General features: G+C 59.6%; 16 protein-coding genes. 11 read left to right on the top strand and 5 right to left on the bottom strand.

Going from position 1 to position 20,322, the window contains the following annotated elements; translation table 11 throughout:
• The first annotated feature begins 1 nt into the window (after position 1).
• The 4 genes from cbiD to RDK48_RS08200 all read left to right on the top strand — a co-directional run bounded on the left by cbiD (position 2) and on the right by RDK48_RS08200 (position 6,002).
• Positions 2 to 1,321, top strand: a complete 1,320-nt coding sequence (gene cbiD, locus RDK48_RS08215) for a cobalt-precorrin-5B (C(1))-methyltransferase CbiD (protein ID WP_298992145.1) — start codon at positions 2 to 4, stop codon at positions 1,319 to 1,321.
• Positions 1,318 to 3,387, top strand: a complete 2,070-nt coding sequence (gene cbiE / locus RDK48_RS08210; RefSeq protein ID WP_298992148.1) for a precorrin-6y C5,15-methyltransferase (decarboxylating) subunit CbiE — start codon at positions 1,318 to 1,320, stop codon at positions 3,385 to 3,387. The genes cbiD and cbiE overlap by 4 nt, the downstream gene beginning before the upstream one ends.
• Positions 3,388 to 3,391: 4 nt before the next feature.
• On the top strand, positions 3,392 to 4,180 hold the full coding sequence (gene cobM / locus RDK48_RS08205; RefSeq protein WP_298992151.1) for a precorrin-4 C(11)-methyltransferase: 789 nt from the start codon (positions 3,392 to 3,394) through the stop codon (positions 4,178 to 4,180).
• A 340-nt stretch (positions 4,181 to 4,520) separates the two neighbouring features.
• Complete coding sequence (locus tag RDK48_RS08200) at positions 4,521 to 6,002, top strand: aldehyde dehydrogenase family protein (RefSeq protein WP_298992154.1); 1,482 nt, start codon at positions 4,521 to 4,523, stop codon at positions 6,000 to 6,002.
• Between the two features lie 880 nt (positions 6,003 to 6,882).
• Here the strand turns inward: RDK48_RS08200 and RDK48_RS08195 are convergent.
• Positions 6,883 to 7,167 carry a hypothetical protein gene (locus tag RDK48_RS08195; protein WP_192112300.1) on the bottom strand — a complete coding sequence of 95 codons (285 nt, stop codon included), beginning with the start codon at positions 7,165 to 7,167 and terminating at the stop codon, positions 6,883 to 6,885.
• A 298-nt stretch (positions 7,168 to 7,465) separates the two neighbouring features.
• Here RDK48_RS08195 and RDK48_RS08190 point away from each other — a divergent pair, with 298 nt between their 5' ends.
• The 4 genes from RDK48_RS08190 to RDK48_RS08175 all read left to right on the top strand — a co-directional run bounded on the left by RDK48_RS08190 (position 7,466) and on the right by RDK48_RS08175 (position 12,342).
• Positions 7,466 to 8,308 (top strand): sulfide/dihydroorotate dehydrogenase-like FAD/NAD-binding protein, encoded by an 843-nt coding sequence (locus RDK48_RS08190; protein ID WP_022657761.1) that lies wholly within the window; start codon positions 7,466 to 7,468, stop codon positions 8,306 to 8,308.
• Positions 8,298 to 9,716, top strand: a complete 1,419-nt coding sequence (gene gltA / locus RDK48_RS08185; RefSeq protein ID WP_298992158.1) for an NADPH-dependent glutamate synthase — start codon at positions 8,298 to 8,300, stop codon at positions 9,714 to 9,716. The genes RDK48_RS08190 and gltA overlap by 11 nt, the downstream gene beginning before the upstream one ends.
• Before the next feature lie 283 nt (positions 9,717 to 9,999).
• Positions 10,000 to 10,827 (top strand): histidinol-phosphatase, encoded by an 828-nt coding sequence (locus RDK48_RS08180; protein WP_298992160.1) that lies wholly within the window; start codon positions 10,000 to 10,002, stop codon positions 10,825 to 10,827.
• Between the two features lie 33 nt (positions 10,828 to 10,860).
• A complete protein-coding gene (locus RDK48_RS08175; RefSeq protein WP_298992163.1) occupies positions 10,861 to 12,342 on the top strand; it encodes an ATP-binding cassette domain-containing protein in 1,482 nt (493 codons plus the stop codon).
• A gap of 3 nt (positions 12,343 to 12,345) precedes the next feature.
• On the opposite strand, the gene RDK48_RS08170 is transcribed toward RDK48_RS08175, so the two are convergent.
• On the bottom strand, positions 12,346 to 12,990 hold the full coding sequence (locus tag RDK48_RS08170; protein ID WP_298992166.1) for a DedA family protein: 645 nt from the start codon (positions 12,988 to 12,990) through the stop codon (positions 12,346 to 12,348).
• Between the two features lie 84 nt (positions 12,991 to 13,074).
• On the opposite strand from RDK48_RS08170, the gene RDK48_RS08165 reads away from it, so the two are divergent.
• The 3 genes from RDK48_RS08165 (at position 13,075) to RDK48_RS08155 (ending at position 15,539) form a co-directional block, all read left to right on the top strand.
• Entirely contained in the window at positions 13,075 to 14,199 is a 1,125-nt protein-coding gene (locus RDK48_RS08165) for a dienelactone hydrolase family protein (RefSeq protein ID WP_308587884.1), read from the top strand.
• Between the two features lie 129 nt (positions 14,200 to 14,328).
• Complete coding sequence (locus tag RDK48_RS08160; protein ID WP_298995476.1) at positions 14,329 to 14,895, top strand: hypothetical protein; 567 nt, start codon at positions 14,329 to 14,331, stop codon at positions 14,893 to 14,895.
• Positions 14,896 to 15,134: 239 nt separating this feature from the next.
• Positions 15,135 to 15,539 carry a hypothetical protein gene (locus tag RDK48_RS08155; protein WP_298995474.1) on the top strand — a complete coding sequence of 135 codons (405 nt, stop codon included), beginning with the start codon at positions 15,135 to 15,137 and terminating at the stop codon, positions 15,537 to 15,539.
• 369 nt (positions 15,540 to 15,908) lie between these two features.
• On the opposite strand, the gene ldhH is transcribed toward RDK48_RS08155, so the two are convergent.
• From ldhH to RDK48_RS08140, 3 genes are all read right to left on the bottom strand, one after another.
• A complete protein-coding gene (ldhH, locus tag RDK48_RS08150) occupies positions 15,909 to 18,059 on the bottom strand; it encodes an L-lactate dehydrogenase (quinone) large subunit LdhH (RefSeq protein ID WP_298995471.1) in 2,151 nt (716 codons plus the stop codon).
• 3 nt (positions 18,060 to 18,062) lie between these two features.
• Positions 18,063 to 18,689 (bottom strand): lactate utilization protein, encoded by a 627-nt coding sequence (locus RDK48_RS08145; RefSeq protein WP_298995468.1) that lies wholly within the window; start codon positions 18,687 to 18,689, stop codon positions 18,063 to 18,065.
• A gap of 246 nt (positions 18,690 to 18,935) precedes the next feature.
• Positions 18,936 to 20,231, bottom strand: coding sequence for a (Fe-S)-binding protein (locus RDK48_RS08140; RefSeq protein WP_298995465.1), 1,296 nt, complete (start codon positions 20,229 to 20,231; stop codon positions 18,936 to 18,938).
• Positions 20,232 to 20,322 lie beyond the last annotated feature (91 nt).

The raw sequence follows: 20,322 nt of genomic DNA, 5'->3' as shown, positions 1-20,322 counted from the left end.
CATGGCCGAAAAGCTTCGGGAAGGGTTCACTACCGGCAGCGCCGCCACGGGGGCAGCACTGGCCGCGCTGCAACTGTTGCGCACGGGCACAGCGCCGGATGCAGTCCCGGTGCCCCTGCCCCCTTTTGGGGGTGGTCAGGGCAAGCACAATCAGTGCAAGGACAGCAATGGCCTGCCTGAGCCTCGGGGCTGGCTGCGCCTGAACATTGAAAGCTGCGCCACAGGCCCTGCGCCGGAACTGGACGCCGCATGGGCTGCTGCCGAAGCTGGCCCCGCAAGCGGGCTGGCCGATCCACCTCCACCGGGCATCATTGCCATTGCCCACGCCAGCATAATCAAGGACGGCGGCGATGACCCTGACGCCACGTCTGGCGCGCGCATAACGGCCACGGTGGTCGAGAGCGCGCTGCCCCCCAAGCATCGCCCTGCAAACCAGGTCGAGGATGCGGCACGGCATACGCCCGCCCATAACGCCGGGGGGGCATCCCCCGACATGGCAGTTGCATACCCCAACCACATCATTATAAAGGGAGGGCCGGGGGTGGGGCGCGTCACCTTGCCCGGTCTGCCTGTAGCCATTGGTCAGGCTGCGGTCAACCCGGTGCCACGCCAGCAGATAACCTACGCCCTGCAAGCGCAGGAACAGGAATATGCCGCTGCCCTCCAGTGCCGCACATGGCTGACGGTATTTGTCAGCGTGCCTGATGGCGCGCAGCTGGCGCACAAGACCTTCAACCCCAGATTGGGCATTGAAGGCGGCATTTCCATATTGGGAACCCAGGGCACGGTGCGTCCGTTCAGCCATGATGCGTGGAAGGCCACCATTGAGCAGGGGCTTGCCGTGGCCCGCGCCACAGGCTGCCAATGTGCGTGCCTGACCACGGGAAGGCGCTCTGAACGGCTGCTTATGGAGCGCTACCCCGAGCTGCCGGAGCGATGCTTTGTGCAGGTGGCGGATTTTGCGCAGTTCTCCCTGCAAGCTGTGGGGAGCATGCAGTTTGAACGCATTATCTGGGGCTGTTTTTTTGGTAAACTGGTCAAGCTGGCCCAAGGGCATGCGTACACTCATGCCAAGGATTCCACGCTGGACATGCAGGCCCTTGGGCGGCTTGCCAGCGAGGCTGGCGCTGCCTGCGCGGATGCCATCACCCGGTGCGTAACAGCGGCTCACGCACTGGAACTGCTGCTGGCAGACAGCGCCGGGGCAGAGACTATCAAGCGGGTGGCGCAGCAGGCGGCACGCACAGCGCAACTTTTTGCAGGCCGCCCCGTGAGCTTGCACCTTTTTCACACTGACGGCAGGGAATTATTGGCGTTATGAAACATCAGGTCTCACTGCCCGGCTTTGCCGTGCCAACCCATACGCCCGACACCCAGACACGGGACGATGACGCAGCCAACACAGTTCCGGCCGAGGCCTTTGCCGCTGGCCCACTGGCGACTCCCTGCGAGCATCCTGCAGGTCAGCCCCTTGCGCAGGCCGCTGCCGAGGCTGATGAGCAGGCTGCCAACTTGCCGAAATTTTCTGCTGACGCCCCGGCTGCTGCCCCAAATATCTGCGCCGTTGCGGAGCCCACCGCTACGTGCAATGCCGCCGCTGACGCAGACACTGCACGAATTGAAGCCCCTGTTACCGCTGATGAAGCACTGCCTTCCGCTGACAATACGAATACCGAAACGGCAGATGCGGACGCATCAGACAGGGATGACCCCCTCCTTATAGATTCCGCTCCCGAAAACGCAGATGAAGCCCCTGCCACACCCGCAGAGTTGGCAGTCGAATCCGCTGCAACAGCAGCTACAAGCACTCTTGCCGCCAATACCACACAGGCCGCACCTGAGGCCGAAAGCGCGCCTACCATTGCCGCAACTCGCGCAGCCACGCCCGCCAGCCCTGTCGGTTCGGGCACATCCGAGCAGGATGACTGGCCGCCCATGTCGGAAATGTTGCAGTCATTCTTTGTTTTTGAGCCAACGACTGTCGCGCCCGAACCCATCACGGTCATGGGCCTCGACTGCGCACGTCCGCGAGGCCTGGCTGGTCTGGCCGAAGCACAGCGCCAGCTGGCGGAACAAGCCGATGTGATCTGCGCCGGACGCATGCTGCTGGAGGAATTTTCCGGCAGTAGTCTGGAATCCAGCAACACCTCAAACTTGGCAGCAACGGGTGCCGCAGACGGGCATTCCACAGAAGGTCAGCCCGCACATGACCAGACAGCAGACGATCAGAATGCCTCACCCGCAGCAGGCCCCGCTCTCAAGGCGCGACTGCTGCCCCTGACCACGCCGCTGGAACCGCTGCTCACCCGGCTCAGCCAGTTGCGGGCCGCAGGGGAGCGTGTGCTTGTGCTGGCAGACGGCGACCCACTGCTCTTTGGCATCGGCGCGACCCTTGTGCGCCGCATGGGGGCAGATGCCGTGCGCCTGCTGCCCGCTGTCAGTTCTCTGCAGCAGGCTTGCGCGCGCCTTTCCCTGCCGTGGCACAAGGTTATCTGCCTCTCCCTGCACGGTCGAGATGATTTGCGCCCCCTCAACGTGGCCTGCGGTAAGAATGCCCCGCTCTGCATCCTTACTGATGCGCGCATGTCGCCCGATGTGCTTGCCCGCCATCTGCTCGACCGTGGGGTGGACTGGTTTGATGCCCATATTTTTGAACGCATGGGCGCTGCCGATGAATGCGTCAGCCACCTGAGCATGGCCGATGCCGCTGGGCGCGAATTTGGCCCGGCCTGCACAATGGTGCTGATACCGATGGCTCCGGCCCGCCGCCCGCATCTTGGGCTTGACGCCGACCAGCTTGCGGTTGACCGGGGCCTCATAAGCAAAAAGCCCGTGCGCGCCGCCGCTCTGGCGCTGCTGCGCATTGAAGCCGGGCATGTGGTGTGGGATCTCGGTTCCGGCTCGGGCGCTGTGGCTCTTGAAGCTTCCGTGCTGGCGCATGAGGGCCGCGTGATCGCGGTGGAACGCTCCGCCGGGCGCGCCATGGGCATTCAGGAAAACCGCCGCCGCTTTGGCGCGGCCAATGTGGAAGTACGCCTCGGGCAAGCCCCCGAATGCCTGCCCGGTCTGCCTGATCCGCAGCGGGTATTTATAGGTGGCGGCCTTTCCGGCGATGACGGGGATGACATCTTGGGGCACGTGTGCCTGCGCCTGCCTGTGGGGGGGCGCGTGGTGGTCAGTTGTGTGCTTCTGGACAGTTTCAGCCTGTGCCGCCGCTTTTTTGAAGACCTGGGCTGGCCTGTCGAAATTCTGCAAATCAGCGCATCTGAAGGCAAGAGCCTTGGCGGCGATGTACACCTGGCGGCCATGAACCCCGTATTTTTGCTTGCCGCCCAAAAACCCGCGCCTGCTCCCATCCAGTCCGGCGCACAGCCCGAAGGCAGGTAACAGCATGGACAACGCGCAGCAGACCGCGATTACGCCCGGCATCGTTACATTTGTGGGCGCAGGGCCAGGCGATCCAGACCTCATGACCATCAAGGGGCGCAAGGCCATTGAGCAGGCCGCCCTTGTGCTCTATGCTGGTTCGCTGGTGCCGCGCGAGGTGGTGGCCTGCGCCCCGCCCAACGCCATGGTTGTGGATTCCGCCCCGCTGAATCTTGAGCAGTGCCATGCGCTGGTGCGGGCAACCGCGCTGGAGGGCCGCGCCGTGGCCCGTGTGCATACGGGCGACCCATCCCTGTATGGCGCCTTGCGCGAGCAGGCCGCCCTGCTGGATGCGGACGGCATCCCCTGGCGTGTGGTGCCGGGCGTTACCGCCGCCTGTGCGGCTGCGGCTGCGGCGGGCATTACCTTTACCGTGCCGGAAGTAACCCAGAGCCTCATTATCAGCCGCCTTGAAGGGCGCACCCCGGTGCCGCCGCGCGAACATCTGCATCTGCTGGCGCAGCATGGGGCCTCCATGGCCGTGTACCTCTCCGCAGCATCGGCTCAGGCTCTTCAGGACGAGCTCTCGCGCAGCCTGCCGCCCGAAACACAGATTTTTTGCGCCCATATGGTCAGCTGGCCCGAGGAGCAGCTGCACTGGACAACGCTGGGCGAACTGGCCCAGTGCATAACCCGCCACAACCTCACCCGGCAGACAGTCTTTCTTGTGCTGCCCGCAGAGAGCCGCGAGGGCGCGCCCTCACGCCTGTATGCCGCCGACTTTTCGCACGGCTACCGCACAGCAAAAAGCTGATTTCATTCCGACATACCGCCATTAATATGGGATTCAGGCAGGGTGCTTTCACACATCCTGCCTGAATCCCATATCTTTTTTGATCAAGCCATCCTGCTACGCAATAATAGCGTGACACATTTGCAAAATAAGCCTGCATTGCTTTATTTACTACGCAACAAGCAGATTTTGTAGTGTTGACTGATTATATAAATATAATTTTAGATTGTATTTTTTTTCACAATATGTATTAAATCATGTCAATATGAACAAAAATCTACTATTCAATATGGATTTGCAATCCATATATCTCCCCTATTGTCTTTTTAGACAATCATGGTTTTAAAAAAAGGAGTGATTCATGAACAAACCGGACCTTCAGGATTCGTACTCCCTATTCATCGACGGCCAGTGGAAACAGGCCTCTGACGGCGGCACGTTTGAAACGTTCTGCCCTGCCAATGGCGAGCGCCTGGCAACATGCGCCGAAGCCACCAAGGAAGACGTGGACGCAGCTGTGGCGGCTGCCAACAAGGCCTGGGACGGCTGGAAAAAGATCGACCCCATTGAACGGGCCAATATGCTGCTGAAAATTGCAGACATTATTGACGCCAACAAAGAACACCTTGCCATGGTGGAAACTCTGGACAACGGCAAGCCCATCCGGGAAACCATGAATGTGGACGTTCCCTTTGCCGCCGACCACTTCCGCTACTTTGCCGGGGTGGTGCGCGCCGATGAAGGCACCGCCGTCATGCTGGACGAAAACACCATGTCCCTGGTGCTCCGTGAGCCCATCGGCGTTGTGGGCCAGATTGTGCCGTGGAACTTCCCCTTCCTCATGGCCGCCTGGAAGCTGGCCCCCGTGCTTGCCGCCGGGTGCTGCACCGTGTTCAAGCCTTCCAACCACACGTCCCTTTCCGTGCTGGAACTGGCGCGGCTCATTGCAGACGTGCTGCCCAAGGGCGTGTTCAACGTCATCACCGGGCGCGGCTCCCGCTCTGGCCAGTTCATGCTCGAACATCCTGGCTTCCGCAAGCTGGCCTTCACTGGGTCTACCGAAGTTGGCCGTCAGGTTGGCCTTGCAGCGGCAAAACGCCTCATTCCCTCCACCCTTGAGCTGGGCGGCAAATCGGCCAACATCTATTTTCCCGATTGTCAGTGGGATCTGGCCATGGACGGCCTGCAAATGGGCATTCTGTTCAACCAGGGGCAGGTATGCTGCGCCGGGTCGCGCGTGTTTGTGCATGAGGACATTTACGACCAGTTTGTGGCAGAAGCCGTGGAACGCTTCAACCGCGTCAAGGTTGGCCTGCCGTGGGATCCTGCAACCCAGATGGGCTCGCAGATTTACGAATCGCACCTCAAGGCCATTCAGCTTTGCATTGAACAGGCCAAGGCGGAGGGCGCCACCGTACTCTGCGGCGGCGAGCGCATCACGGATGGCGAGCTTGCCAAGGGCTGCTTCATGCGTCCTACGCTGCTCGGCAACGTCACCAACAACATGCGTGTGGCGCAGGACGAAATTTTCGGCCCCGTGGCGGTCATCATCAAGTTCAGGACAGAAGAGGAAGTTGTGGCCATGGCCAACGACAGCCCCTACGGTCTGGGCGGCGCGGTATGGACACGCGACATCAACAGGGCCATGCGCATAAGCCGCGCCATTGAAACAGGCCGCATGTGGGTGAATACCTACAACAGCATTCCGGCGGGCGCGCCCTTTGGCGGGCACAAGGAGTCGGGCATCGGGCGTGAAACGCACAAGATCATTCTTGAGCATTACACCCAGCAAAAAAACATCCTCATCAACCTCTCGGAAAAGCCCACGGGATTCTATCCCTAGCAGCAAGCACACATGCAGCAAACGCTCTGGGCGGTTGCCGACGTATCAGAACGGCCCCGGAAGGGGCCGTTTTCTCTGGCGGGGCAGACACTGAAAGCCGCAATAAAAACGCGAGAGGCAGAGGCCCCACGCCCCCGCTACTAACGCAATGCGCCGAGGGTCACCTCGGCTAAAGGCACGAAAAGATTTCGCTATCGGCCCGGCAAAAGCCGCGACCGGCTCAATCTTTTCGGTGCTGCCGCTGCACGACAGCACGAGAGGCGGGCCATCACTGACTGAAGATATTTGCGGCGCATAAAACGCGAGAGGCAGAGGCCCCACGCCCCCGCTACTAACGCAATACGCCGAGGGTCACCTCGGCTAAAGGCACGAAAAGCATTCGCTCTCGGCGCGGCAAAGCCGCGACCGGCTCAAACTTTTCGGTGCTGCCGCTGCACGACAGCACGAGAGGCGGGCCATCGCTGACTGAAGATAGTTGCGGCGCATAAAACGCGAGAGGCAGAGGCCCCACGCCCCCGCTACAGGCGCAATGCGCCGAGGGTCACCTCGGCTAAAGGCACGAAAAGATTTCGCTATCGGCCCGGCAAAAGCCGCGACCGGCTCAATCTTTTCGGTGCTGCCGCTGCACGACAGCACGAGAGGCGGGCCATCACTGACTGAAGATATTTGCGGCGCATAAAACGCGAGAGGCAGAGGCCCCACGCCCCCGCCTCTCTATGAGTGGAGAATTCGTCATGGATTGCGGACTGCCATGCCCCCTATCATGTCACGGAAAAGTGATGCTAGTGGTTTGTGTTCTGCAATGCCCCGTTAATGATGCATTGAGAACGCATGGTCGTTCTGCATCCGGGCCGGAATTCAACGTAGAAGTCCGTCCGGTTTATTGTTCGGGCGCGTCAGGAACGCGCCTCACAAGAGCCAGGGCCAGCAAGGCCGGAGACATCCTGGGCATCTGGGCAGGTCTGCGCAGCTGCCGCCGCACAAAACCCGCCATGTCCAAAGCCATATCCGCGTCAGTCAAAGCCGAGCGGCATGCCTTTTTGTTTTCTTCCAGAACTGCAAGATACCGCTCAACCAGCCTCAGATCACGATTGTGTGATGGGTCATCGGCCAATTCAGGCGGCGAGGCTCCCAACTGGAAAACGTCACCGATGTGTTGCGACATGACCATTCCTCCATGAATGGATCACTTGCTTCCTTGCAAAGGGGTTGGCCCTGTCCGCCTCCTTGTTTGGTTTTGTACCTTCTCCCCTTCCCCACTCGTCAAGATTTTTATCGGAACATTAGGCCAGATCTTTAGGCTACGTCTAAAAAAAAGGCCCATTGCATGCCCGCAAGCGCAAAGTAAAAACGGAGAACAAATTATATCAGTCATGTAAAAGAGATACGATAAAACTGTTACTTGCAAGTAATTTCGATCGCAGCTACCATGCAGCAACTCAGATGCCTGACGAGGAGAACCTATGCCAACACCTATATTGCACAAGGAAAGCCTGATCCCGGGCAAAACCAGCAAACTGGTGCTCCACGCGCCGCAAATCGCGCAAAAAGCGCGCCCCGGCCACTTCGTCATGCTGCGCATGAGCGAACAGGGCGAGCGCATTCCGCTGACCATTGCAGATACTGACCGGGAAAACGGCACCATTACCATAGTGTATCTGGTTATGGGCAAGAGTACCGCCATGCTTGAAGCGCTCGGCGTTGGAGATGCCATTCTTGACGTCTGCGGCCCCCTGGGCCACCCCACCCATATTGAAAAACGCGGTACGGTCGTATGCGTGGGCGGCGGCACCGGTATTGCCGCCATGCACCACATCGCCAAGGGCCATGCCCGCATCGGCAACAAGGTAGTGGGCGTTATCGGCGCTCGCAGCAAAGATCTGCTGCTCTTTGAAAACGAGCTCAAATCCTTTGTGGATGAACTGCTTGTTTCCACGGACGATGGCAGCTACGGCCACAAGGGCCTTGTTACCGAGCTTCTGCGCGACCGGCTGGAAAAAGACAAGGACGTATTTGAAGTCGTGGCGGTCGGCCCCGTGCCCATGATGGCCGCCGTGGCGGAAACCACGCGCCCCTTTGGCGTCAAGACCACGGTCAGCCTCAACCCCATCATGGTTGACGGCATCGGCATGTGCGGCGCCTGCCGCGTCACCGTAGGCGGCAAAACCAAGTTCGCCTGTGTGGACGGCCCCGAATTTGACGGTCACGAAGTGGATTTTCCCGAACTGCGCCGCCGCCTGGCCGCCTACCGGGAGCAGGAAACCATTTCCATTGAAGAATACCGGAGAGTCAGCCATGGAGAATAGCAAACCCAAAAAGACCGTGGCTCCCCGTGTGGACATGCCCTGCCAGCCCGCAAAAGTGCGCCGCGCCAATTTTGAAGAAGTCGCCCTTGGCTACACCAAGGAAATGGCTCAGACCGAGGCCAGCCGCTGCCTTCAGTGCAAAAAGCCCCTGTGCGTCTCGGGCTGCCCTGTTGAAGTGCCAATCCGCGACTTTATCCATCAGGTTGCCGAAGGCAACATGGACGCCGCCTACCGCATCATCAAGACCACCAACAGCCTCCCCGCCGTGTGCGGGCGCGTGTGCCCCCAGGAGCACCAGTGCGAAGGCAAGTGCGTACTCAAGGCCAAGGGTCAGCCCGTGGCCATTGGTCGCCTTGAGCGCTTTGTGGCAGACACGTATATCGCCACTACAGCCTGTGAGCAGGTGACCGGCACCAATGCCTGCGCCCTGCCCCTGGGTGCAAAAAAGGTGGCCTGCATCGGCTCCGGCCCTTCGTCCCTGACCTGTGCTGGCGTGTGCGCCACCTCAGGCATCAAGGTCGATGTGTTTGAAGCCCTGCACGAGCCCGGCGGCGTGCTTATTTACGGCATCCCCGCCTTCCGTCTGCCCAAGAATGTGGTAGCCACGGAAATCAACGGCCTGCGTCAGGCCGGTGTGGACTTTCACCTCAATTCCGTGGGTGGCCGTACCATTGATATTGACGACCTGCGCAAGGAATACGACGCCATTTTCATTGGCGTTGGCGCTGGTCTGCCCGTCTTTTTGGGCGTTCCCGGCGAAAATCTGGTGGGCGTGTTCTCCGCTAACGAATACCTCACCCGCGTCAACCTTGGCCGCGCCTACAACTTCCCCTCGCAGGACACTCCGGCCTACCCCGGCAAGCACGTTACCGTGTTCGGCGCGGGCAACGTGGCCATGGACGCGGCGCGCACAGCCCTGCGCATGGGCGCGGAAAGCGTGCATGTGGTCTATCGTCGCACAAGGGCCGAAATGCCCGCCCGCCTGGAAGAACTAGAGCATGCGGAGGAAGAAGGCGTGCAGTTTGCCATGCTTTCCGCTCCGCTGCGCTTCAACGGCGATGCGGAAATGCGCCTTCAGTCCGTAACCCTGCAGCGTATGGAACTGGGCGAGCCCGATGCTTCTGGCCGCCGCAGGCCTGTGCCGGTGGAAGGCTCGGAATACGACCTGCCCACCGACCTTGCCATTGTGGCTCTGGGCACCCGTTCCAACCCCATCCTCCTCGAGGCTACCCCTGAGCTCAAGCTGAACAAGTGGGGCTACATCGAGGCCGATGAGGCCACTGGCGAAACCTCCATTCCCAACGTCTTTGCGGGCGGCGACATCGTCACCGGCGCAGCCACGGTCATTCTGGCCATGGGCGCGGGGCGCAAGGCCGGACAGGAAATAGTCAAAAGAATCGCAGGCTGATTGCAGCCCGGCATCTGATGAAAGGGGGTCTCCGCTGGAGGCTCCCTTTTTTCATGGCCCATCCCCAAAAAAGACCGCAATTCCGCCTGCCCCTTGGCCCCCCGCTTGCCAGACCTGCAGTTCGCGGTCATACTCAAACCAGAGTTCACACCAGCACCAGACCTGCCGCCCCCTGCGCCGCCACGGCAGGCCCTTTTATATCGGCAACATCCCCTTTCAGGGGCCGGAATGTCATTCTCCGGCGGGCCAAAGGCGCGGCCCGGGCATATTCAGGAAGATCAGCATGATTCTCGCAGACCTGCACACGCACACCAAGTATTCTCACGGCGGCAACACTCCGGCAGAAATGTACGCTGCCGCCCAGGCCAAGGGGCTTGAATACATGGGCTTTACCGAGCACTCGCCCCGGCCCGTGGGATTTGACTACACCCACGAATACCGCGAGCAACTGACCCGCCATCTGCCGGACTACGTGCGCGAGGTTTGCGCCCTCAAGGCCGCCAACCCCAATGGCCCCTGCCACGTTTTGTTCGGCATGGAGATGGACTGGCTTGAAGGGCAGGAGGACTACACCCGCGCCTCCTGCGCCGCCTTTGACTTTGATTACCTGCTGGGGAGCGTGCATTTTATCGGTCACTGGGGCTTTGACGATGGCGCTGAGCCGTGGAAAGCCTTTTCGCAGGAAGAATGCGACAAGCAGTACCAGGCCTATTTTGAAGCCTGGGAACGCATGATCCTATCCGGCCTCTTCAACATTGCAGCGCACCCTGACCTCATCAAGATTTTCTCTGTGGAGCAGTTTCACATCTGGCTGGCAAAGCCGGAAAGCATGGCGCTGGTGCAGCGCGGCCTTGCGGCCCTGCAACGCATGGGCATGAGCATGGAGATATCTTCCGCTGGTCTGCGCAAGGCCTGCCGCGAAATTTACCCCGCGCCGCCCATCATGCTTATGGCCGCGCAAATGGGCCTGCCCGTGAGTTTTGCCTCAGATGCGCACGGCACCGATGACGTGGGCTACGGCTTTGCCCGGCTGGCCTCCTACGCGCGCGCCTTCGGCTTTGCCGAGTACACCATTTTTAATCGGGGCCAGCGGATTGTGCTGCCCCTGTAAAACGGCGCATGCCTTTGACACCACGGATCACGTATGTCCGAACTTATTGTATCCATTGATGACGTAAGTCTTTTCCTGCCCGGTGACGCCAGCCAGAAGCATGTGCTGCACAACATCAACTGGCAGGTGCGGCGCGGCGAGCACTGCGCACTCATTGGCCCCAATGGCTCGGGCAAGTCCACCCTGCTGCGGCTCATGCGCGGCGAGCTGTGGCCCGCCCAAGGGCGCATCCAGTGGCACGGGCCTGACGGCCCGGAAGACTCCCCACTGGCGGGCAGGGGCATGACAAGCCTTGTCTCTCCTGCGCAGCAGGAAAACTATCAGCGGCAGGCCTGGGATCTCACAGGCCGCGACCTGCTGCTCACAGGCTTTGAAGATACCCCCCTGGTCTATGCCGACAGCACGGCTTACAGGCGGCAGGCTGTGGAAGACATGGCCGCGCGCCTTGACGCCGAAGGCCTGCTTGAACGCACTGTACCCACATTTTCGCAGGGGCAGCTGCGCCTTTTGTTGCTCGGACGCGCCCTGCTGCGCGCCCCCACTCTGCTGCTGCTTGACGAGTGCGATGAAGGCCTTGACGAACGTTATCGCCAGCTTTTCTTTGAGACCCTCGGTGAGTACGCCAGCCGCTGCACGGTTGTGATGACGGCGCACCGCGCCGCCAATATTCCCGACTGGTGCGCTGGCCGCCGTTATGTGCGTAATGGCCGTCTGCTCACAGCGCCGCCTGCGTCTGAGGCCAGCGAAGAAGCGCCGAAGATGCAGCAGAACGACAATGCCTCTGGCGTTGCGGAGCACGTGCTCAACGGCGGGCACGCCATGCTTGATCTGGATAACGTCACCGTATTCATTGATCGGCAGGAAGTGCTGCACAACATCAGCTGGTGCATGCATCAGGGCGAAAACTGGCGCATCACCGGGGCCAACGGCTCGGGCAAATCCACCTTGCTGCGCCTGCTGGCTGGGGATGAATTTGTTGCCGCCGGGGGCAGATTTGACCGCTGGCTGCCCGGTCAGGGTGGGCAGGTAGATACCCTTGAAGCCCTGCGCAAAGGCGTGCGCCTTGTGTCAGATCTTTCGCAGGCTCTGTACGGCTATTCCCTCAATGCGCTTGATATGGTCTGCACGGGTTTTGACAACAGCATAGGCGTATACCGCCGTTTTTCTGATGCCGAGCGGGCCGAGGCCGCAAGCCACATGGCCCAGATGTTCCCCAATGAAAGCGCCGCGGGGTTGAAGCAGCTTGGGCGGCAATCCATCCGCCATCTGTCCACGGGTCAGTTGCGCCGCCTGTTCCTGGCGCGCGCTTTGGTGGGCGGGCCGGATATCCTGCTGCTGGATGAACCCTGCTCCGGCCTGGATGCGCCAAGCCGCGCCCAGTACCTGCATTTGCTGGATCAGCTTGCCTTGCAGGGCATCCAGATGATTTTTGTCTCCCACCATAATGAAGACGCCCCCCTGTGCATCAACAGGGAGGCGCATATGGAAGGCGGACGCCTGCGTGTGGTGCTGTAGGGCCTAATCCTTGCCCTTCCCAAACTTGGAGCGCGCTACTTCAATAACAACGGGTAGCACGGAAACAATGATGATGCCGTAAACAATCAGGCTGAAGTTCTGCCGCGCCCATTCCAGGTTACCGAGGAAGTACCCGGCGGAAACCAGCCCGCCCACCCAGAGTACGCAGCCCGTGATGTTGAACAGAAAAAACGTGGGCGGATGCATCAGGGCAATGCCCGCCACAAAGGGCGCAAAGGTACGGACAATGGGCACAAAGCGGGCCAGCACAATAGCCTTGCCGCCGTGCCTCTCGTAAAAGTCGTGCGCCTTGAGCAGGTGGGACTTTTTGATAAGGCGGTTCTCGCGCGAAAAGATGGCCGGGCCCACATGCCGCCCTATCAAATAATTCACCGCATCGCCCAGTATGCCCGCCGCCAGCAGTACGCCCATCACTTCGCCATAGCCCAACAGCCCGGCCCCGGCCACCACACCGGAGGCAAACAGCAGGGAATCGCCTGGCAGGAAGGGGGTTACCACAAGGCCTGTTTCGCAAAAAACAATGACGAACAGTATGGCGTAAAGCCACAGCCCGTACTGATCGGCAAGCTCAAACAAATGCACGTCTATGTGCAGAATAAAACTGACAAAGCTGCTCAGTAGTTCCATAAAGGCTGATCTCCCTCATCGGGCGCATTGCCGCGCCTTCGGTCTGCTCTTGTACCCCAAGGCCGCTTGTGGCACAACACAGCCATGCGCGTACTCACCACCATAGCTGTCCTTGCCCTGCTCCTGTTCGCTCCTGCCGCCAATGCTGCCGACACCTATATGGTCGGCTTCAGAACGCTTGGACAGTGGTCGCCGGAAACAGGCCTGCGCCTGGATGTGAATGTGTGGTATCCATCATCCCGCCCGCCGCGTGATCTCAACTATGCTCCGTGGGAGATTTCCGCCTCCCGCGCAGGCAAGGCTGTGGACGGGCGTTTTCCCCTGCTTCTGCTCTCGCACGATACCGCAGGAACGCGTTTTTCCTACCATGATACCGCCGCCTGGCTGGCATCGCTGGGATTTGTGGTGGCTGCCCCCAATCACCCTGGCGACAACATGGACAACATGGACAACCTGTTGACCTGGCAGCAGCTTGAAAACCGTGCGCACGAACTTTCTGGCAGCATTGACCTGCTCCTGCATGATCCCGAAGTGGAGCCCAGTATTGACGCTTCGCGCATCGGAGTAATCGGCTTTGGCGTTGGCGGCGCGGCGGCTCTGCTGCTGGGCGGTGCACTGCCCGACTGCGAGGGCTGGGCCAGCTATTGCTCGCGCACTGCTCCAAACGACATGTATTGCAATACCTGGGCTCGCGAACGCATGGAATCGCTGTGCAAAAACCTGCCGCTCACACGCAGCCTCGCCGACACGCGCATTCACGCCATCGCGGCGGTGGCGCCCGGTTTTGGCATGCTGTTTTCGCGCCAGTCGTTCCACTGGTTCTACCCGCCGCTGTTGATTATGGCCGCGCCCAATGACAGCCTGAACAACCCAGCCCTGCATGCGCGGCGCATATTTGAACTTATGGATAAAAAACCTCGCTGGCTGAGCCTGCCGCAGGCCGACACGGGCGCGCTCATGGCTCCATGCCCCGAATCTCTGGCCATGGAGTTGCCTGAACTGTGCCGCTCGGTCACGGAAGAAACACGCGGGGCAATCCACAGACGCATGACGGAATCCCTGGGTGATTTTTTTCTGCACTACCTTGGCAATGCCCAGAATCTGCCCCAGATTCCACCGCCGCCCGACCTTACGCCGCAGCCGCAAAAGGCAGCGCCAGAGCCAACTACGCAGCCTGCGCCAAAATCCAAAAAGCGCCGCCCCGGGTAGGCTTGTAAAGGCATATTACATGCGCCTTCACAGTCTCCTTGACAATTGCCGCGCGCCTCACTAAAGGGTGTGACATGGCGGTAGAATCATACCGTAACATGCAAATTTCCCTATCCGGAACAGGATAATATGCGGAACACACTTTATTTGTTCTGTTTTTTACTGACTGCCCTTATCCCCGCAACCGCCTGGAGCACAGACAGCCAGGGTTTGCCAGAACAACAAGGCTGGGTGGTCATGCCAGCTGGCGCGCGCCCTGCCTACTTTGGCATACACGGCGGCACCATGCCCGTCAGCCTGCTTGTGTACGGCGACGGCTCTTCGCTTGTGACCTTTGTTGGGCGCACCGGCAACGACTTTATTGATGTGCTGCGTAGGGCCGAAGTCTCCATGCCAAGCCTGCTCAACGCCACCTCACAGCGCTCGGCCGCTGGAAAAAACGTCTCGCCTTCGGCCAATGCCACCGCTGTTCTTATGGCTGGTTCTTCTTCAAGCAGCCTTCCGGTGTTCAATGTCAGCGGCGAGAGACTCTCGCACATGGATGTTCCGCCCGGACAGCTTCAACCCTTCGGGCTTTCCGACAAGGCGCTGTCTATCGAAGGCGAAGTAACAGCCCCTCAGCGGCTGTCCACAGTGAAGCAGTACCGCCTACTTTTTCAGCCGCAGTATCTGCAACCACGGCGCAACCAGCGCTAGCCTAATTGCAAAAAGCAACCTTTACTTTTAGCAAAAAAATCAAAAAAACTTTTTTACAGTTCAAAGAGCATAATAAGTAGACTGCTTAAATAATTTTAGTTTCAAACTCGGCCTTTTAACACTGCTTATAATCACAGCCTGCCCGGAACAAGAGCGGGCTTTTTTTCGCCTGCTTAATTTGAATGTTTATAGAAGATAAGCTATCTCCAAGCAGAACATTTTGTCTCAGGAGCCAAGCTATGCCGCTTTCAGATCATTTAGAACTTATGCAGCGCCTCTGTGCCAAAGCAGGACAGGGTCATGAGTGCCCCTTCGAAAAACACTTTCTTTCAGGCATTATGTCACTCAAGGAATTCAGCACGGATTATGATGCCATAGTTGACGAGCACAACCCCTTTTATCAGGAATTTACAAAATACCTGAACCAGGATGCCCTGGAGACTGACGATCTGTTTTCGCTTTTTGAATGTCTGGTGATCTTTATCCGCATGCGCCAGATGGCACGCTCCGGGCTTGAACTCAGCCCCAAGGAACAGAGCGTGCTGGACTATTTTGAATCATGCGGAGAGTGGGCGTCACGTGACAATACGCTTGTGAGCAACTGGTACTGGAAGCAACTCCCAGGTAAACAACGCAGTCATTAGAAGAACAGGATTCTACAAAGGGTTATCCAGACAATCCACCAGACCGCCAGCCCGATCTATGCGCAAAGGCCGCCCAGCACTGCTGAGCGGCCTTTGCAACATATGAGCTACGACTCTGCCGCCAGCATTCTAGAACACGCCAGGATTAAGCATCACAGCACGGTGCAGATAATGCCCACGCTGGCGCCGCAGGGCGTGAAAGGCCAAAACGTACGGCGCGCAGAACCTCATCTTCCCAAGCAGCTCAACACGGAAATTTGAAAAAGATATAGGTGCGGCCCTCCCCACAGTGGAGAACCGCACCTTCCCTCAACTTTCCTGCGGATGAAGAGCCTTGGCTTTCAATCCGCAGGAAGATGTTTCGTTGGATTACTTTTTCAGGTTTTCAGCCAGAAGCTCGGCAATATGATCGACCTTGATCTTGAGGCCCTGCTTTTCAGCACCACCACGGATCTGCATGACGCAGCCGGGGCAGTCCACCACCAGGCGGTCAGCGCCAGTGGCCTTCATGTTGGCGATCTTCTTGTCCAGCAGCTGGGCGGAGATTTCGGGGAACTTCACAGAGTAGCTGCCGCCAAAGCCGCAGCACACTTCTTCTTCCTCGCAAGGCACGTATTCAGCCGCATCGCCAATAAGGTCGCGAGGGGCCTTTTTGACGCCCAGGCCACGGCACAGATGGCAAGCGGCGTGGTAGGTGACCTTCTGCGCAGACTTGTTGAAGTCCTCGGCCTTGAGGCCCAGCACGTCATGCACGAAGGAGCTGAAGTCGATGATCTTGGCCGCAAAGGCCTGAGCTTCCACAGTCGAGAAATCATTGTCGAGAATTTCAGGATAGTGGTGCGTAAGATGACCGGCGCAGCTGGCGCACAGCGTGATGATGTAGTCGTAGTTGCCGCCACGGAAGGCCGCAATGTTCTGCTTGGCCACATCCATGGAGGTTTTGCGCTGGCCCATCATTTCGAGGGGCAAGCCGCAGCAGGACTGTTCCATGGGGAAGTCCACGGCCACGTTCTTGGCGGCCAGAATCTTCACGCAGGCTTCCAGTTCTTCGGGGTAGATGAAGTCCTGGGCGCAGCCAGCGAAGATAGCCACACGATAGGTGGGGTTCTGCACCTTGGGGGCCAGTTCGGGCCAACGGTCGCGGAAGGACTTGTTGGCAATGGCGGGCAGAGCCTTGAAGTTGTGCTTGCCAAGGAAGACGGCAGGCAGATGGCGCTGGAACTGCGCCCCACGAGTGAAGGGCTTCTGGGCGAAGCTGGCGAACTTGAGCAGCTTGTGGAACAGCTTGCGGTTCTTCATCACAGCGGAAAGCAGGTTGGCTTCGATGGGCGCGCCCTGTTCCACGTTGAGGCGCGAGCGCACTTCGCGGATAAGACGCGGCAGGTCGATGCCGCCAGCGCACACATTGGCGCACGATTCGCAACCCATGCAGTTCTGGCTGAGAATCCGCGCACGATCCTTGCCGTGGAAGAAGTAGGTAAGGATCAGGCCGATGGCGCCAATATAGATGTAGCCCATCTTGTGGCCGCCCACGAGGCGGTACACGGGGCAGACGTTGGCGCAAGCGCCGCAGCGCACGCAGCGGAACACCTGCGAGAACAGGGGATCCTTGGCGATTTCGGTACGGCCGTTATCGAGGAAGATAACGTGCAGGATCTTTTTATCATCGGCATTGGCTGCGCAGGGGCCTGCGCCGCACATCCAGGTAACATAGGAGGTAAGGCGCTGGGCGGTGGCGTTGCGGGGCAGCACCTGAAGGGCCACCAGGGCATCGTCCAGCTTGGCAACGAGCTTGTCCAGACCAGCAATGGCAACGTGCACACGCGGGAGGGTCGTAACCATGCGGGCGTTGCCTTCGTTGGTCACGGTGGAGATCGCGCCGTTTTCGGCCACGGCAAAGTTACAGCCGCTCACGCCCATGTCGGCGGCGATGAACTTGCGGCGCAACTGCACGCGGGCCACCTTGACCAGACGCTGCACGTCAGAATCCTGCTTGACGCCGGTGGCCTTGGTGAAGTCGTCCGCCACCTGATAACGCGAAAGGTGGATGGCGGGCATAACCATGTGCGAAGGACCTTCGTGGCGCAGCTGGATGATCCATTCGCCAAGGTCGGTTTCGTCCACGATCAGGCCATTGCCTTCCAGCGCGGTGTTCAGGCCGATTTCTTCGGCGGTCATGGACTTGGACTTGACCACCTTCTTCACTTTGTTTTCTTTGGCGATACGAACGATCATGTCGTTGGCTTCGGCAGCGGTGGCGGCACGGTGCACGTGCACGCCGCGCTTTTCAGCTTCGGCCTTGAACTGAGCGTACAGTTCGTCCATGTGCTGACAGGCGTAGTCCTTGGCGTCGGCGATCTGCTTGATCAGCGCTTTCTCGTCCACTTCCTTGAACACGGCTTCGCGGTTGGCGCGGTAGGCCACGGCAAAGGTATCAAGCGTGCGACGCAGAAATTCGTCGTTCAGGGCTTCGTCCAGTTCCTTATGATATCCCGATGAGCTCTTGAGGGCGTCATGCATGGGTTAGTCCTCCAGCAGAATGATATGCAGTTCCAGCGGCCCATGCACGCCCACGGCAGCCACGCGTTCAATGTCGGCGGTACGGCTGGGGCCAGTCACCAGGGTGGTGTACGTGGCAGTACCTTCGTTCATGCGCTCGCGCAGCAACTGGGCTATGGAGGGCAGATCGGGATAGATGGTGGACTTGCGCAGCATTAGCACGGAAACTTCCGAGATCATGCCCGTAAGGCGCACGTCTTCGCTGTCGGTATTGAGCAGGCAGGTGCCGCTGGCGGCAACGCCAAGCTCGGCAGTGGAAACGCCCACGTCAATACCGGCAAGATAGTTGCGCAGCCCTTCACGAATGCACAGAAAACCTTTTTCTTCACAGGCAGCTGCCAGCGCGGCAAAGTCGGCGTCGCCAAGCTGCGGCGCTGCCACCACACGCTGCACGCGCGTGGGAACCTTATTGGGGCCAAGGGGGCCTTGTTCCGTGCCGGGTTCGTCAGCCAAAAGCTCTGCGGGAGCCTTGTTGGCGCAAACGTCCACAACATACTGCAAGGCGGCTGCCATGTTGGGCACTTCCTGCACTACGGCGTTAACAGCCGCAGCCTTGGCGGAAAAGGCTTCTACCAATTCCTGATGTGTCATAAACAACTCCTTTTTCAAAACACGCCGGGTTCTTGAACCATGCAGCTTCGCCGCGAAAAGTAGTGTGCAGAGGGCCGGATTCACCCGCTGCCATTGTTTGCGCTCATATTCCTGCGAACGGCGTAACACGCCCATAGCTTCCGAAACAAACCCCCACGGCTCTTCTTCAGATGGGCATTCTGGCAGAATAACCGCCGGGTTGATAAACGCGGCGGAGGAACCACAGTCCCCCGCCGCGCTCACATGTTACTTCAGGCTTTCAGCGTACAACTCCACAGTGTGCTTGACGCGCACGGAGTCATGGTTGTGCGAGAGCACGTCCTCAAGCTGCATCATGCAGGCAGGGCAGCCGGCGGCCACAATCTTGGCTCCGGAAGCCACCACATTGTTGCGCTTGCGCTGGCCGATCTTGCGCGAATAGTCGTAGTGGAAGAGGTTGAACGACCCGCCGCAGCCACAGCAGCGGTCAGCTTCGGCCATCTCCGTAATCTTGTAGGCCGGGTTGGCCGCAACAACGGAACGGGGCTGGCTGACAACGCCAAGCGACTTCTTGAGGTGGCAAGAATCGTGGTAGGTCACGCTGACGGCGTTTTCCAGAGCCTGCTCGGCGGGCTGCACCTTGAGCACATCCACCAGGAAGGCATTGATGTCCATGGCCTTGGCGGCCAGTTCTTCAATCTTGTGCTTTTCGGCAGAACCCAGACGGTGCGCGTAGCGGGGCCACAGTTCCTTGACCGTGGAGGTGCAGGAACCGCAGGGGCTGAGGATATAGTCGAAGTCGCCGTTTTTGAGGGCTTCGACGTTCACGCGCATCTGCTCCACCATGCCCTTGGCATCACCGGACGAAAGCGCCGGAATACCACAGCAGGTGAGATTTTTGGGCATGAACACGGCCACGTTGTGATAACGCAGCACCTTCAGGCAGGCTTCTGCCATATCTGTGTACATTTTGTCGCCCACGCAACCGGGGAAGAACGCCACCTTGAGCCCGCCAGCGCGGCGAGGCTCGTCAAGCGCGCCGTAGCGGGCGTGCAGAGGCGTTTTTGCCAGGGGGTGGATGTGGCGGTCGCCCAGCATGAAGTTGAGCAGAGGCGCACACACGGTACCCTGCGCGTCGTTGCTCGAGCCAAAGATCAGGCCCTGCATGGGCGCGCCAACGCGCATGGCGAAGTTGAAGAGGCCAGGCTTGGTCAGAAGCGAACGGAAGATCATCTTCTTGACCGGGTGCAGGCCGATGAACTCGTTTACGATTTCACGGGCTTCCATGAAGACGTCCATAATCTGGACGCCGGGCGGGCAGGACGCCTGACAGGAACCGCACAAAAGGCAGCGGCCCAGTTTTTCGGCCACAGCCGCAGGGTCCTGAATCATCTCATGGGCCAGGTTGTCAATAAGGGCCAGCTTGCCGCGAGCCACGTCAGCTTCCATACCGGTGGCGCCGAACATGGGGCACACGGCCTGGCACATGCCGCATTTCATGCAGGCAGTGATCCTGTCGTCCAGGGCCATAAGGCGCTGGGCCAGTTCGTGCATAGTACTCATGAAACGCTCCTGGAGCGGTTGAATTTTAGCTCTTGCCCGGTAGCGCCCGCACTGGGCGGGCAGCCCCCGGAAAAGACGGGGGCCAAAAGAC

This window comes from uncultured Desulfovibrio sp. (genome assembly GCF_902477725.1).
Taxonomy (GTDB): domain Bacteria; phylum Desulfobacterota; class Desulfovibrionia; order Desulfovibrionales; family Desulfovibrionaceae; genus Desulfovibrio.
This window is presented reverse-complemented; position numbering and strand designations above follow the sequence as displayed.

Excerpts from the sequence above, each read along its gene's own strand:
- cbiD (WP_298992145.1), top strand. The coding sequence starts at position 2 with ATGGCCGAAAAGCTTCGGGAAGGGTTCACTACCGGCAGCGCCGCCACG.
- cbiE (WP_298992148.1), top strand. The coding sequence starts at position 1,318 with ATGAAACATCAGGTCTCACTGCCCGGCTTTGCCGTGCCAACCCATACG.
- cobM (WP_298992151.1), top strand. The coding sequence starts at position 3,392 with ATGGACAACGCGCAGCAGACCGCGATTACGCCCGGCATCGTTACATTT.
- RDK48_RS08200 (WP_298992154.1), top strand. The coding sequence starts at position 4,521 with ATGAACAAACCGGACCTTCAGGATTCGTACTCCCTATTCATCGACGGC.
- RDK48_RS08195 (WP_192112300.1), bottom strand. The coding sequence starts at position 7,167 with ATGTCGCAACACATCGGTGACGTTTTCCAGTTGGGAGCCTCGCCGCCT.
- RDK48_RS08190 (WP_022657761.1), top strand. The coding sequence starts at position 7,466 with ATGCCAACACCTATATTGCACAAGGAAAGCCTGATCCCGGGCAAAACC.
- gltA (WP_298992158.1), top strand. The coding sequence starts at position 8,298 with ATGGAGAATAGCAAACCCAAAAAGACCGTGGCTCCCCGTGTGGACATG.
- RDK48_RS08180 (WP_298992160.1), top strand. The coding sequence starts at position 10,000 with ATGATTCTCGCAGACCTGCACACGCACACCAAGTATTCTCACGGCGGC.
- RDK48_RS08175 (WP_298992163.1), top strand. The coding sequence starts at position 10,861 with ATGTCCGAACTTATTGTATCCATTGATGACGTAAGTCTTTTCCTGCCC.
- RDK48_RS08170 (WP_298992166.1), bottom strand. The coding sequence starts at position 12,990 with ATGGAACTACTGAGCAGCTTTGTCAGTTTTATTCTGCACATAGACGTG.
- RDK48_RS08165 (WP_308587884.1), top strand. The coding sequence starts at position 13,075 with ATGCGCGTACTCACCACCATAGCTGTCCTTGCCCTGCTCCTGTTCGCT.
- RDK48_RS08160 (WP_298995476.1), top strand. The coding sequence starts at position 14,329 with ATGCGGAACACACTTTATTTGTTCTGTTTTTTACTGACTGCCCTTATC.
- RDK48_RS08155 (WP_298995474.1), top strand. The coding sequence starts at position 15,135 with ATGCCGCTTTCAGATCATTTAGAACTTATGCAGCGCCTCTGTGCCAAA.
- ldhH (WP_298995471.1), bottom strand. The coding sequence starts at position 18,059 with ATGCATGACGCCCTCAAGAGCTCATCGGGATATCATAAGGAACTGGAC.
- RDK48_RS08145 (WP_298995468.1), bottom strand. The coding sequence starts at position 18,689 with ATGACACATCAGGAATTGGTAGAAGCCTTTTCCGCCAAGGCTGCGGCT.
- RDK48_RS08140 (WP_298995465.1), bottom strand. The coding sequence starts at position 20,231 with ATGAGTACTATGCACGAACTGGCCCAGCGCCTTATGGCCCTGGACGAC.